This window comes from Bradyrhizobium sp. CCGUVB4N (assembly GCF_024199945.1).
Classification (GTDB): domain Bacteria; phylum Pseudomonadota; class Alphaproteobacteria; order Rhizobiales; family Xanthobacteraceae; genus Bradyrhizobium.
Genome location: NZ_JANADP010000001.1, coordinates 223,234 through 236,377, shown reverse-complemented (window position 1 = coordinate 236,377; position 13,144 = coordinate 223,234). Strand labels below are relative to the sequence as shown.

General features: G+C 63.4%; 12 protein-coding genes. 5 read left to right on the top strand and 7 right to left on the bottom strand.

The genetic code is table 11. From position 1 onward, the window contains the following. The first annotated feature begins 34 nt into the window (after positions 1 to 34). Positions 35 to 1,063 carry a DNA polymerase III subunit delta gene (gene holA, locus NLM31_RS01085; RefSeq protein WP_254196117.1) on the top strand — a complete coding sequence of 343 codons (1,029 nt, stop codon included), beginning with the start codon at positions 35 to 37 and terminating at the stop codon, positions 1,061 to 1,063. Between the two features lie 241 nt (positions 1,064 to 1,304). On the opposite strand, the gene NLM31_RS01080 is transcribed toward holA, so the two are convergent. The 7 genes from NLM31_RS01080 to hemJ all read right to left on the bottom strand — a co-directional run bounded on the left by NLM31_RS01080 (position 1,305) and on the right by hemJ (position 9,834). Further along, positions 1,305 to 2,192: a ParB/RepB/Spo0J family partition protein gene (locus NLM31_RS01080; protein ID WP_254191213.1), complete on the bottom strand. Its 888-nt coding sequence runs from the start codon at positions 2,190 to 2,192 to the stop codon at positions 1,305 to 1,307. Between the two features lie 149 nt (positions 2,193 to 2,341). Next, positions 2,342 to 3,196: a ParA family protein gene (locus NLM31_RS01075; protein WP_254127389.1), complete on the bottom strand. Its 855-nt coding sequence runs from the start codon at positions 3,194 to 3,196 to the stop codon at positions 2,342 to 2,344. Between the two features lie 31 nt (positions 3,197 to 3,227). Beyond that, the gene (rsmG, locus tag NLM31_RS01070; RefSeq protein WP_254196116.1) at positions 3,228 to 3,899 is read right to left on the bottom strand and encodes a 16S rRNA (guanine(527)-N(7))-methyltransferase RsmG; all 672 of its coding nucleotides are present in this window, start codon (positions 3,897 to 3,899) and stop codon (positions 3,228 to 3,230) included. A 108-nt stretch (positions 3,900 to 4,007) separates the two neighbouring features. Continuing rightward, positions 4,008 to 5,888, bottom strand: a complete 1,881-nt coding sequence (gene mnmG / locus NLM31_RS01065) for a tRNA uridine-5-carboxymethylaminomethyl(34) synthesis enzyme MnmG (RefSeq protein WP_254191212.1) — start codon at positions 5,886 to 5,888, stop codon at positions 4,008 to 4,010. 378 nt (positions 5,889 to 6,266) lie between these two features. After that, a complete protein-coding gene (gene mnmE / locus NLM31_RS01060) occupies positions 6,267 to 7,571 on the bottom strand; it encodes a tRNA uridine-5-carboxymethylaminomethyl(34) synthesis GTPase MnmE (RefSeq protein WP_254191211.1) in 1,305 nt (434 codons plus the stop codon). A 314-nt stretch (positions 7,572 to 7,885) separates the two neighbouring features. Then, positions 7,886 to 9,151 carry a transcription termination factor Rho gene (gene rho / locus NLM31_RS01055; RefSeq protein ID WP_027535007.1) on the bottom strand — a complete coding sequence of 422 codons (1,266 nt, stop codon included), beginning with the start codon at positions 9,149 to 9,151 and terminating at the stop codon, positions 7,886 to 7,888. Positions 9,152 to 9,399: 248 nt separating this feature from the next. Beyond that, complete coding sequence (gene hemJ / locus NLM31_RS01050) at positions 9,400 to 9,834, bottom strand: protoporphyrinogen oxidase HemJ (RefSeq protein WP_254191210.1); 435 nt, start codon at positions 9,832 to 9,834, stop codon at positions 9,400 to 9,402. Positions 9,835 to 10,293: 459 nt separating this feature from the next. Here hemJ and NLM31_RS01045 point away from each other — a divergent pair, with 459 nt between their 5' ends. The 4 genes from NLM31_RS01045 to dnaQ are packed head-to-tail and all read left to right on the top strand — an operon-like array spanning position 10,294 to position 13,138. Beyond that, complete coding sequence (locus NLM31_RS01045; protein WP_254127385.1) at positions 10,294 to 11,139, top strand: pyruvate, water dikinase regulatory protein; 846 nt, start codon at positions 10,294 to 10,296, stop codon at positions 11,137 to 11,139. Between the two features lie 9 nt (positions 11,140 to 11,148). Beyond that, positions 11,149 to 11,757: a Maf family nucleotide pyrophosphatase gene (locus NLM31_RS01040; RefSeq protein WP_254191209.1), complete on the top strand. Its 609-nt coding sequence runs from the start codon at positions 11,149 to 11,151 to the stop codon at positions 11,755 to 11,757. Between the two features lie 23 nt (positions 11,758 to 11,780). Beyond that, a complete protein-coding gene (gene coaE / locus NLM31_RS01035) occupies positions 11,781 to 12,380 on the top strand; it encodes a dephospho-CoA kinase (RefSeq protein ID WP_254127383.1) in 600 nt (199 codons plus the stop codon). A gap of 38 nt (positions 12,381 to 12,418) precedes the next feature. After that, positions 12,419 to 13,138 (top strand): DNA polymerase III subunit epsilon, encoded by a 720-nt coding sequence (gene dnaQ / locus NLM31_RS01030; RefSeq protein WP_254191208.1) that lies wholly within the window; start codon positions 12,419 to 12,421, stop codon positions 13,136 to 13,138. Positions 13,139 to 13,144 lie beyond the last annotated feature (6 nt).

Genomic DNA, 13,144 nt, shown 5'->3' with positions numbered 1-13,144 from the left:
GGCGAGCCCGGAATCTCGATCCATATTGGGCCCGATGGTCGCGTTGCGCGGAAAAGAGATCGACGCCTTCCTCGCCCGCCCCGACGCGGGCCGCCCGATCATCCTGCTCTACGGCCCCGATGCCGGCCTCGTGCGCGAGCGAGCCGACGCACTGATTGCGTCCGCCGTCGACGATCCCAACGATCCCTTCTCGCTGGTCAAACTCGACGGCGACGAGCTCTCGGCCGAGCCGTCGCGCCTGGTCGACGAGGCCATGACCGTGCCGCTGTTCGGCGGCCGCCGCGCCATTCGCATCCGCGCCGGCTCGCGCAGCTTTGCCAGCGGCGTCGATACGCTGGCCGAGATGAACGTGAAGGAATGCCGCATCGTGATCGAGGCCGGTGAGCTGCGCCCGGAATCGCCGCTGCGCAAGGCCTGCGAGAAAGCCAAGACGGCCGTGGCGATCGGCTGCTATCCCGACACCGAGCGCGACCTCGCCAAACTGATGGAGGACGAGCTTCGCATCGCCAACCTGCGCATCGCGCAAGATGCCCGGGCCGCGCTGATGTCGTTCCTCGGCGGCGACCGCCAGGCCTCGCGCAACGAGCTGCGCAAGCTCACGCTCTATGCCCACGGCAAGGGCGAGATCACGCTGGATGATGTGATGTCCGTCGTCGCGGATGCCTCCGAGCTGAAGCTCGATCCGATCGTCGATGGCGCCTTCGCCGGCCGGCCCGATATCGTCGAGACCGAATTCGCAAAGGCCATGATCGCCGGCACTTATCCCGGCGTGATCATCTCGGCCGCGCAGCGCCAGGCCGCGTGGCTGCACAAATCCGCGCTCGCGATCGCAGACGGCCAGCCTGCCTCCGCCGTGCTCGACGGCGGATATCCGCGGCTGCATTTCTCACGGAAGCCCATGGTCGAAACCGCGCTGCGCAATTTCAGCGTGGCACGGCTCGCCGGCATCATCGAGCAGCTCGCGACCGCCGCGCTCGACACCCGCAAGCAATCAACGCTCGCCGCCGCCATCGCCCAGCGCACGCTGATGGCCATCGCCGCGAATGCGAAGCGGCGGGGTTAGGCCCAGCTCTCTCCCCGTCATTGCGAGCGCAGCGAAGCAATGACGATGTGGATGCAGAACCGCTCACAACAAAGAAGCGAAGCGCCAAACTCGTCATCCTGAGGTGCGAGTGGCGCGATGCGCAGCATCGTGCCCTGAGCCTCGAAGGATGAACGGCCCCGATGTAGCCGGGCCGTCGCCCTTCGAGGGCCGCTGAAGAAGCGGCCACCTCAGGGTGACGGCGATAGAGCGTGTGCGTGAGCTACAGCGCGCCCTTCGCGAGCCGCTTCATCACCTCGTCGAGCTGATCGAGGTTGCGGTAGTTGATCTGGACCGAGCCGCCGGGATCGCGGTGATTGACGGTGACCTTGAGGCCGAGCGCATCGCTGACGCGCTTCTCGAGATCGATCGTATCCGGATCCTTTTCCTTCCCGGCAGTCGCACGCGCCTTCTGCGGCTTGCGCTCCGGCACGCCCTCTTCATGCGCGAGCGCTTCGGCCTGGCGGACGTTGAGGCCCTCCGCGACGATACGCTTCGCAGCGGCGAGTGGATCGGGCACACCGATCAACGCGCGGGCGTGACCGGCGGTCAGATCGCCGCTGGTGATCAAGGCCTGCACCTCGGCCGGCAGCTTGGTCAGCCGCATCATGTTGGCGATGTGGCTGCGGCTCTTGCCGACGACCTTGGCGATGTCGTCCTGGCTGCGCTTGAATTCGTTGGCGAGCGCGTGGTAGCCGAGCGCCTCTTCCATCGGGTTGAGGTCTTCGCGCTGCACGTTCTCGACGATCGCGAATTCCAGCGCATCGCTGTCGCTGATGTCGACCGGCACGATCGGCACTTCATGCAGGCCGGCCATCTGCGAGGCGCGCCAGCGCCGTTCGCCGGCGATGATCTCGAAGCGATCCTGCGTGCCCTTCACCGGGCGCACCACGATCGGCTGGATCACGCCGTGTTGCTTGATGGATTCGGAGAGCTCCCTGAGCTCGGTGTCCGAAAAGGTCCGACGCGGATTGCGCGGATTGGCCTTGATGAATTCGATCGGCACCTTGCGCTGCGCGCGCGGACGGTCGACGTGCTGAGCCTCGCCGCCGACATCACCGATCAGACTTGCAAGACCCCGGCCCAGTCGCGAACGCGCTTCGTCGGCCATCGCCAGCTCCCTTGGATTCACGCTGCAGCACTCCAGAACTGAATTATCGAAACTTGTAGGATGGGTAGAGCGAAGCGAAACCCATCGCTGTTCGTGCAAGTGATGATGGGTTTCGCTGCGCTCTACCCATCCTACAAATCAACGTCGCTTCAATGCGTGACGCGCAGCTCGCGCTCGCGCTGGATGACTTCGGTGGCGAGTCGCAAGTAAGCTTCGCTGCCGACGCATTTGAGATCGTAGACCAGCACCGGCTTGCCGTAGGACGGCGCTTCCGAGATGCGCACGTTGCGCGGGATCATGGTCTTGTAGACCTTCTCGCCCATGAACTGGCGGACGTCGGCCACGACCTGGTTCGAGAGGTTGTTGCGCGAGTCGAACATGGTCAGCACGATGCCGTGGATCGACAGGTTCGGGTTCAGCGTCGAGCGCACCTGCTCCACCGTCTGTAGCAATTGCGACAGACCTTCGAGCGCGAAGAACTCACACTGCAGCGGCACCAGGATCGCGTCCGACGCGGCCATCGCATTGACCGTGAGCAGGTTCAGCGACGGCGGGCAGTCGATCAGCACGTAGGTGTAGTCGGCGTCCGGCGAGACGTTGTTGTTGAGCGCACCGATCGCATCGCGCAGCTTGAATGCGCGGCCGGGCGTGGTGCCGAGCTCGAGCTCGAGGCCGGAAAGGTCCATGGTCGAGGGCGCGATGTGCAGCCGCGGCACCGCGGTCGAGACCAATGCTTCGCGCAGCGGGGCTTCGCCGATCAGCACGTCATAGGTCGAGCACGAGCGGTTGCGGCGATCGATGCCGAGGCCGGTCGAGGCGTTGCCCTGCGGATCGAGATCGACGATCAGGACGCGCTCGCCAATCGCAGCGAGTGCCGTGCCAAGGTTGATCGCCGTGGTTGTTTTTCCCACGCCACCCTTCTGATTCGCCAGCGCCAGGATGCGCGGGTGACCATGGGGCACTTGATCGGTCTGTTCTTGCTGCGGCTCGTCAATCACGGTCATCGAAAATTCCCCAACTCAACCCCTGAGCGCCTCACCCGCGCCGTACAACTGAAGTCAGCTCGACGATCCAACCGTCACCGGTCCGGCTTCGGTGGAGTTGCGGCTGAATATTCCAATATTTAGCGGCTTCGGTCAATTCAGCCTCTACATCTTGACCCTTCGGAAACAGCGCTTTTGCACCCTGGCGCATCAGCGGCTCCGCAAAGCCGATGAGTTGATGTAGCGGAGCCAGCGCGCGGGCGGTGACGCAATCGACGGGGCCGGTGATTCTATCCACATTATCCCCGATCTCAGCGAGATGTACGACTCCCGGAGATGTGGTGACGCGGATTGCTTCGCGCAAAAAAGCGGCCTTCTTGGCGATTCGCTCGACGAGGTGGACGCTCGCGCCCGGCGACCCCGCCATGGCGCACGCCAGCACGACGCCTGGAAATCCGCCGCCGCTGCCGAGATCGGCCCAGCGCTTTGCGGTCGGCGCGAGATCGACGAGCTGGAGCGAGTCGGCGATGTGCCGGGTCCAGAGGTTTGGCAGGGTCGAGGGTGCGACCAGATTGGTCTTGGCCTGCCACTCCCGCAGCAGCGCGATATAGCGATCAAGCCGCGCCTCTGTTTCATGTGAAACGGGCGCGAGCTTCAGGGCCGCGCGCTTGTCGGCGGCGATGATGGAATCGAGCGCCTGATCGTTGGCGCTGGCCTTGTCGATCTTGGGCCTCGTCGGTGCCGGCGGTTCGGTTCGACGACCGGCGCCCTCACCTGTGCCGGGTCGTCGGGAGAGCGGTTTGTCCCCGCCGCGCTGTTTCACGTGAAACGCCTATGCGATTGCTTTGGAAATCTTGCGTGCCTCGCGACGGAGATAGGCCGCGAGGATGCCGAGGGCCGCCGGCGTCATGCCGTCGATCCGACCGGCCTGGCCGACGGTGAACGGCCGCGCCTTCTCCAGCTTGGCCCGAACCTCATTGGAGAGACCGGGGACGAGGCTGTAGTCGACCTCCGACAGCACCATCCCCTCGTCGCGCCGGAAGGCTTCGACGTCAGCGCTCTGGCGCTCGAGATAGACGTCGTACTTGGCGTCGATCTCGAGATGAGTGGCGATGACGGGATCGATGGCGGACAGCTCCGGCCAGATCGCTCGGACCTGGCTCCAGCCGATATCCGGATAGGCCATCAGCTCGAAGGCCGAGCGGCGCTGGCCATCCCGGTTCAGGGACAGCCCGTGTTTGATCGCCTCGTTCGGGGTGATGGTCCGTGACTTCGACAGCGTCCGCGCAGCATTCAGGGCGTCCATTTTGGCGCGATGATGCTGGGTCCGGGCACTCCCGACACAGCCCAGCGCGATTCCCTTCTCGGTCAGACGCTGATCGGCATTGTCGGCCCGCAAGGTCAGCCGGTATTCAGCCCGTGAGGTGAACATCCGATAGGGCTCGCTGATCCCGCGGGTCACGAGGTCGTCGATCATCACGCCGAGATAGCCGTCCGCACGGTCGAACACCGTCAGCGCGGCTCCGCTGGAGGAGAGCGCCGCGTTGAGGCCGGCCACGATGCCCTGCCCGGCGGCCTCTTCGTATCCCGTCGTGCCATTGATCTGCCCGGCCAGGAAAAGACCGCGCAGACGCTTGGTCTGCAGGGTCGGATCGAGTTCGCGGGGATCGATGTGGTCGTATTCGATGGCGTAGCCCGGACGGACCATCTTGACCCGCTCCAAGCCAGGGATGCTGGCGAGGATCGCGAGCTGGACCTCCTCCGGCAGAGAGGTCGAGATGCCGTTGGGATAGACCGTGGTGTCGTCGAGACCTTCCGGCTCCAGGAAGATCTGGTGGCCGTCCCGGTCGCCGAAGCGGACGATCTTGTCCTCGATCGAGGGACAATAGCGCGGACCGGAGCTCTTGATCTGACCGGAGTACATCGGAGAGCGATGAACGTTGGCCCGGATCACCTCATGGGTGGCGGTCGTGGTCCGGGTAATCCCGCACTGGATCTGTGGGGTCGTGATCCCCTTGGTCATGACCGAGAACGGCTCCGGCGGCTCGTCTCCGGGCTGCATTTCGACCGCGGACCAGTCGATCGTGGAGCCGTCCAGACGCGGCGGAGTCCCGGTCTTCAGCCGTCCAAGGGTGAAGCCGGCGCGCTCAAAGGAGGCCGAAAGACCCATCGCCGGAGCCTCACCGACACGGCCGGCAGGCCAATTCTTCTGGCCGAGATGAATCAGACCGCGGAGAAAGGTGCCGGTGGTGATGACGACAGCCCCTGCCCGGAGCGCCCGACCGTCCGCCAGGCGAAGTCCCGTGACCCGGCCATCGACCACGATCAGTTCGTCGGCCTCGCCTTCGATGACGGAAAGACCCTCGGTCGCCCGGATCGCGGCCTGCATGGCGGCGGCATAAAGCTTCCGGTCGGCCTGGGCCCGCGGACCACGGACAGCCGGGCCCTTGCGGCGATTGAGAACGCGGAACTGGATGCCGCCGGCATCACCGACTCGGCCCATCAGACCATCGAGCGCATCGACCTCGCGGACCAGATGACCTTTACCCAGACCACCGATCGCGGGATTGCAGGACATCGCGCCGATGGTCGAGAAACGGTGTGTCACCAGAGCGGTCGTCGCCCCCATCCGGGCAGACGCAGCCGCGGCCTCACAGCCGGCGTGGCCGCCGCCAATGACGATGACGTCGAAACTCTCTCGCTCTGGTCGCATGGGCGGACTTTCTAGCTCAGCGGCAGGAAAGCCGGAAGTGGAAACTGGGGAGGCGGGTGTTTCACGTGAAACGGAAGTGCTGGAGCGCTCGGCGCGGCTCCGCGACAACAACCCCATGCACAGTAGGAAGTGCGTCCAAACGGCTGCTGTTTTACGTGAAACAATGTGCGGAACAGGTCCTGTAGGGTGGGCAAAGGCGCGCCCTTTGCGCGCCGTGCCCACGAGCCGCTGGCATATTCGGACCGAGATGGTGGGCACGCTCCGCCTTGCCCACCTACGGTACCTGTTTCACGTGAAACGGCCCGGAACCCCCAAACCCTGTTTCACGTGGAACACAAGCAATGGAACAAGCGCTAGTTCTACATTGAAGAACTAGCGCTACTTTCCGATGCAGAATTTCTGGAAAATGGCCCCGAGGACGTCCTCGACATCGACCCGGCCGAGCAGTCGGCCCAGGGCATAAGCCGCGGCACGCAGCTCTTCGGCCGCGAGCTCTTCGCCCTGTTCTACAAGGTCGAGACTCCGGCGCAAGCTGTCCGAGGCGCGGCTCAACAAGTCTCGCTGCCGGGCCCGGGTCACCAATGCGCCCTCGGTGGTCCCGAAGAAGTCCGCCGCAAATTTCACGAGGGCCTCGACCAGCTCCGGAATGCCGTCGCCCCGGCTCGCCGAGATCCCGAACTCGCCGCGTGCCCCTGTTCCCCCAAGATCGATCTTGTTGCGGACGATCCAGACCTGGCCGCCGGATGGATCGACGGCGCGCTCGCCCTCCACCAGCCACAGCACGAGGTCGGCGTCTTCGGCCCGCGCCCTCGCCCGGCGCACACCTTCCTGCTCGACAGGATCATTGGTCTCGCGGATGCCGGCCGTGTCGATCACCGTGACGGGATAGCCGTCGAGATCGAGCTGCACCTCGATCACGTCGCGGGTGGTGCCGGCGTGCGGCGAAACGATCGCGACGTCGCGGCGGGCGAGTTGGTTCATCAGCGTCGACTTGCCGACATTCGGCTCGCCTGCGATCGCAACCACCAGACCGTCGCGGAGGCGTTCGGAATGTCCCTGTGCCGCAAGGACTTTTGTGATTTCGTCGTGAAGCGCCTTGATCGCTTTCACCGCAGGCGCACGCAATTCCGCAGGCACATCGCCTTCATCGGAAAAATCGATTCCCGCTTCGATCAGCGCCGAGGCCTCGATGATGCGCTCGCGCCAATCACGCGCGCGATCGCCGAGCAGGCCTTGCAACTGCCGCAGCGCCTGGCGGCGCTGGCGATCGGTATCGGCGTGGATGAGGTCGTCGAGACCCTCGGCCTCGGTGAGATCGAGCTTGCCGTTCTCGAACGCGCGCCGCGTGAACTCGCCAGGCTCGGCCGCGCGCGTATTCGGAATTAACGAAATAGCAGCGAGGAGCGCGGCCAGCACGGCGCGTCCGCCATGGACGTGAAATTCGGCGACGTCCTCGCCGGTCGCGGTCCCCGGCCCCGGAAACCAGAGCACGACCGCATCGTCGATGGGTTGGCCGGAATGGTCCCGGAGCAGCCGGCGGCTGGCCTGCCGCGGCGTCGGCAGCTTGCCCGCGAGTGCCGTCAGCACCAAGCTCGCCTGCGGACCGGAGACTCGCACCATCGCGATCGCGCTCGGCGGACGGCCGGACGACAGCGCAAAGATGGTCTGGTCACGCGGGTGCATGGCCTATTTGTCCGGCTGGCGAGGAAAAGGCAAACGTCGCGTCCGCGACCGCGGTCAGGACGATTTTGCTGCGGCCTGGCACGCAACAACTCCCACATTGCAGTGCAATAAAATCTTCGGATTTCGCTGCAGAAATCGCCGTCCAAGACAATTTCGGTCGGTCAGAAGTCAATCATTATCCAGATATATCAACAGCTTCAAAGAAATACGGGATTGAAGTCCAGCTGCTCGTCATGCTGCACTTTTCCCGCAGCAAAGCCGCACAACAAAAAGGGCGCCCGAAGGCGCCCTTTGATTTTTTGCTGCACCCTGGCTCAGGTGTTCATGGAGTCGAAGAACTCCGAATTGCTTTTGGTCGAGCGCAGCTTGTCGAGCAGGAAGTCGATCGCATCCATGGTGCCCATCGGGTTCAGGATGCGGCGGAGCACGTACATCTTCTTCAGCACCTGATTGTCGGTGATGAGCTCCTCCTTGCGGGTGCCGGAGCGCGAGATGTCGATGGCCGGGAAGGTCCGCTTGTCCGAGACCTTGCGGTCCAGGATCAGTTCGGAGTTACCGGTGCCCTTGAACTCTTCGAAGATGACTTCGTCCATGCGGCTGCCGGTATCGACCAGCGCGGTTGCGATGATGGTCAGCGAGCCGCCCTCCTCGATGTTACGGGCGGCACCGAAGAAGCGCTTCGGGCGCTGCAGGGCGTTAGCGTCGACGCCGCCGGTCAGCACCTTGCCGGATGACGGCACCACGGTGTTGTAGGCGCGGCCCAGACGCGTGATCGAATCGAGCAGGATCACGACGTCGCGGCCATGCTCGACGAGGCGCTTGGCTTTCTCGATCACCATCTCGGCGACCTGGACGTGACGTACGGCCGGTTCGTCGAAAGTCGACGATACGACCTCGCCCTTCACCGAGCGTTGCATGTCCGTGACTTCTTCCGGACGCTCGTCGATCAAAAGCACGATCAGATAGCATTCGGGATGATTGTGGGTAATCGAGTGCGCGATGTTCTGCATCAGCACGGTTTTACCGGTGCGCGGCGGCGCGACGATCAGCGCGCGCTGGCCCTTGCCGATCGGCGCCACGATATCGATCACGCGGGCAGACAGGTCTTTCCGCGTCGGATCGTCGATTTCCATGCGGAAACGCTGATTCGGAAACAGCGGCGTGAGGTTGTCGAAATTGACCTTGTGCTTGGCCTTTTCCGGGTCTTCGAAATTGAGCGTGTTGACCTTCAGCAGCGCGAAATAGCGTTCGCCCTCTTTCGGGCTGCGAATGTGGCCTTCGATGGTGTCGCCGGTGCGCAGGCCGAAACGGCGGATCTGCGACGGCGAAACGTAGATGTCGTCCGGGCCCGGCAGATAATTCGCGTCGGGCGAACGGAGGAAGCCGAAGCCGTCGGAGAGCACCTCGACGACGCCCTCGCCGACGATGTCGGTCTCGGCCAGCGCAAGCTGCTTGAGGATGGCGAACAGCAGCTCCTGCTTGCGCATGGTGCTGGCATTCTCGACCCCGTTCTCTTCCGCGAACGAGACGAGCTCGGCCGGCGTCTTCGACTTGAGGTCCTGGAGTTTAATTTCCCGCATTGGGGTGGTCCTGTGGGGTAACCTTGGGAGGGGTGCGAGGAGGCTCTGAAATGCGGACGTGAGAAGGTAAGGTCCGCAGGTCTGGCAAGGTTAAGTGCCGGTGGGGGCTTCAAACCTGATGCGGTGTCCGGCCTTCAAAAAGCTCGGACACAACCACATCCGCCTGCGTTGGGTGGGATATCGATAATATAGAAAATCGCTTCCCACTCCGCAAGCCGAAGCGCTGGGCGATCATTCCCGATCATTGCCTAGAACGGCTTCACGATCACCATGAAGACGATGATGATCATCAGGACGGTCGGCACCTCATTGATAATGCGGAAGAATTTCTGGCTGTGCGGGCGCCGGTCCGCAGCGAAGTCCTTGAGCCAGCGGGAAAAAAAGCCGTGGACCGCAGACATCGCCAGCACCAGTGCCAGTTTTACGTGCAGCCAGCCGAAGGTGAACCAATGGCCGGCCCAGGCAAGGTAAAGCCCGGCAAGCCAGGTGACGATCATGGCGGGGTTGATGATCGCCTTGAGCAGGCGACGTTCCATCATCTTGAAGGTTTCGGACTGTTTCGAGCCGATCTCGGCCTCGCAATGATAGACGAACAGTCGGGGCAGATAGAGCATGCCGGCCATCCAGGAGATGACGGCGATCACGTGCAGCGCCTTGATCCAGAGATAGACGTCTTCAAACATGTCCGGCGTCCATCTGTGCGCCCAGCCGTTCGGCGATCTGGGGATAGTAAGAACTCGTTAAGATCTCACCTGCACACATATCTCTCTGGAGCGCCCTTCTCCAATAAAGAATCTTAGATTCTTAAGGTTTGAGTCTGAGTGACCGTGGATTGGACTCACACAATGCCGTCCGCCACTTCGCAGACGCTTGTTCACATCCATCAACATGTCCGCGACAGTTCCCGCCCGACCAGATAAATGGTCCGGACTCAAAGGCTTGCGCATTTCCATCCGCAGCCTATCAAGGGGCTTGTCCGCGCAATCCCGCTTCTCGCGCGACCGGCCGCCGGAGTTATTCTGACGGGCAGTGGTGTGAAGAAAATTGGCACTTGTCCCGCCCCTGGTGTCGCGCAACCCTTTCCGAGGGGTTAAGGTCCACAGAAATCCACAAACCACACCGCCGACATACAAAGAGATTTTGTGCCGACCTCGAACAATTATTTCCATCTGCACCTCGTCTCCGACTCCACCGGCGAGACCCTGATCACGGTCGCGCGCGCCGTCGCCGCGCAATACGCGAACGTCACGCCGGTCGAACATGTCTATCCGCTGGTGCGCAGCCAGAAGCAGCTCGACCGCGTGCTCGACGAGATCGAGGAAGCGCCGGGCATCGTGCTGTTCACGTTGCTGGAGAAGGATCTGGTCTCGCGGCTCGAGGACAAGTGCAAGGCGATCAATGTTCCGAGCCTGTCGATCATCGGCCCGGTCATGCAGCTGTTCGAAGCCTATCTCGGCGCTGCGACGACGGGTCGCGTCGGCGCGCAGCACGTGCTCAACGCCGAATATTTCAAGCGCATCGACGCATTGAACTACACGATGATCCATGACGACGGCCAGCACGTCGAAGGGCTCGAGGAAGCCGACGTCGTCCTGGTCGGCGTGTCCCGCACCTCGAAGACGCCGACGTCGATCTATCTCGCCAATCGCGGCATCCGCACCGCGAACGTGCCGCTGGTGCCGGGTATTCCTGTCCCGGCGCAATTGGAGACGCTGACCCGGCCGCTGGTGGTCAGCCTGCATGCGACACCGGAACGTCTGATCCAGATCCGTCAGAACCGCCTGCTCTCTATGGGCGCCGAATCCGGATCCGGCAGCGACACTTATACCGACAGGCAGTCGGTGACCGAGGAGGTCGCGTTCGCGCGCAAGCTGAGCGCCAAGCACGACTGGCCGCTGCTGGACGTGACGCGACGCTCGATCGAGGAAACCGCAGCCGCGATCATGAAGCTCTACAGCGATCGCCAGCGTAACCGGCCTTCTGAATAGCTTTTGAAAATGGCTCTGTGGCGCGGCAAAACTCCGTTGATCCTGGCCTCGCAGAGCAGCGCACGCAAAATGCTGCTGGCGAACGCCGGGCTCGAATTCGAGACTGCGACCGCCGACATCGACGAGCGCGGCATCCAGGCTGCTTCGAGACTTTCAAGCCCGCGCGAGATCGCCCTGCTGCTGGCGGGCGAGAAAGCCAAGGCCGTCTCGGCCAATCGTCCCGGAACTTATGTGATCGGCGCCGACCAGACGCTCGCGCTTGGCGAGCGCCTCTTCAACAAGCCGGCCGGTCGGGCCCAGGCGCTGGCGCAGTTGCGCGATCTCGCCGGTCACAGCCACGAGCTGAATTCCGCCGTCGCGGTGGCGCATGACGGCAAGATTGTTTTCGAGGATGTGTCGATTGCCCGCATGACCATGCGAGCTATGACCGAGGCCGAGCTTTCGGCCTATCTCGACGCCGCCGGTGATGCCGTCACCACCAGCGTCGGTGCCTATCAGCTCGAAGGCCTTGGCATCCATCTGTTCGAGCGGATCGAGGGCGACCATTTCACCATTCTCGGCCTGCCGCTGCTGCCGCTGCTTGCGTTCCTGCGGCGCGAACGGCTCATGACGGTGTGATTGACAGGGATGGTTTTGCGCTGATGCGGATTCTCGGACTGACCGGCTCGATCGGAATGGGCAAATCCACCACCGCGAAATTGTTCGCGGAGGCCGGTGTGCCCGTCTACGACGCCGATGCTGCCGTCCATCAGCTCTATGAAGGTGAGGCTGCGCCCGCGATCGAGGCCGCCTTCCCCGGCACCACCGCGAACGGCAAGGTCGATCGTCCCAAACTGTCGGCGCGCGTGGTGCATGATCCTGCCGCGATCAAGCAACTGGAGCAGATCGTTCACCCCATGCTCGGTGCCTCCCGGCAGAAATTCTTTGCCGATGCCGAAGCCGCCAAAGCACCGGTCGTGGTTCTCGATATTCCGCTGCTGTTCGAAACCGGTGGCGAGAAGCGGGTCGACGCCGTGGTCGTGGTCTCGACCTCGCCGGAGGTCCAGCGCGAACGGGTGCTGGCGCGGGGAACCATGGACGAAGCAAAGCTCGACGCCATCATAGCCAAGCAGACGCCCGATGCCGAAAAGCGCAAGCGGGCCGATTTCGTCGTGGATACCTCACACGGACTTGAGCCGGTGCGCGCGCAAATCACGCACATCCTGGCTGAGGTCGTTAAGATGCCGCAGCGGCGAGCCTGATTCGCCGCTCCACACGGCGCCTCAGACCTCTCAGAATCATGCGTGAAATCGTTCTCGATACCGAAACCACCGGCCTCGATCCCTTGCGCGGCGATCGCCTGGTCGAGATCGGCTGCGTCGAGATCTTCAACCGCATGCCGACCGGACAGACGTACCACGTCTATATCAATCCCGAACGAGATATGCCGGCGGAGGCCTTCGCGGTGCACGGGCTGTCGGCGGAGTTTCTGTCGACCAAGCCGCTATTCCCCGAGGTGGTCGACGCGTTTCTGGAATTCATCGGCGATGCGCCGCTGGTGATCCACAACGCCTCGTTCGACATCAGCTTCATCAATGCCGAGCTCGACCGGATCAAGCGTCCCGCGATCCCGCGCGAGCGGCTGGTCGATACGCTTTTGTTGGCGCGGCGCAAGCATCCTGGCGTGTCGAACCGGCTCGACGATCTCTGCTCGCGCTATTCGATCGACAATTCACACCGCACCAAGCACGGCGCGCTGCTCGATTCCGAACTGCTCGCTGAAGTCTATGTTGATCTGGTCGGGGCGCGGCAGTCGCAGCTGCTGCTGGCGTCGGACACCCAGGAGATTCGCGTCAATGCCGCGGGCGATGCGCCGCGGCGGCAGCGGTCCGTGCCGCTCGCGCCGCGGGTGTCAGACGCCGAGCGCGAAGCCCACCGGGCTTTCATCGCAACGCTCGGCGACAAGGCGATCTGGAACGAGTTCCTGCCCGCTCCAGCTACCGTCGATCCTGCTGGTTAGGCCTTA

Bases quoted from the DNA above. Each gene is read 5' to 3' on its own strand.
- hemJ (WP_254191210.1), bottom strand. From the start codon at position 9,834: ATGTTTGAAGACGTCTATCTCTGGATCAAGGCGCTGCACGTGATCGCC.
- holA (WP_254196117.1), top strand. From the start codon at position 35: ATGGTCGCGTTGCGCGGAAAAGAGATCGACGCCTTCCTCGCCCGCCCC.
- rho (WP_027535007.1), bottom strand. From the start codon at position 9,151: ATGCGGGAAATTAAACTCCAGGACCTCAAGTCGAAGACGCCGGCCGAG.
- mnmG (WP_254191212.1), bottom strand. From the start codon at position 5,888: ATGCGACCAGAGCGAGAGAGTTTCGACGTCATCGTCATTGGCGGCGGC.
- mnmE (WP_254191211.1), bottom strand. From the start codon at position 7,571: ATGCACCCGCGTGACCAGACCATCTTTGCGCTGTCGTCCGGCCGTCCG.
- NLM31_RS01075 (WP_254127389.1), bottom strand. From the start codon at position 3,196: ATGACCGTGATTGACGAGCCGCAGCAAGAACAGACCGATCAAGTGCCC.
- NLM31_RS01080 (WP_254191213.1), bottom strand. From the start codon at position 2,192: ATGGCCGACGAAGCGCGTTCGCGACTGGGCCGGGGTCTTGCAAGTCTG.
- NLM31_RS01040 (WP_254191209.1), top strand. From the start codon at position 11,149: ATGGCTCTGTGGCGCGGCAAAACTCCGTTGATCCTGGCCTCGCAGAGC.
- dnaQ (WP_254191208.1), top strand. From the start codon at position 12,419: ATGCGTGAAATCGTTCTCGATACCGAAACCACCGGCCTCGATCCCTTG.
- coaE (WP_254127383.1), top strand. From the start codon at position 11,781: ATGCGGATTCTCGGACTGACCGGCTCGATCGGAATGGGCAAATCCACC.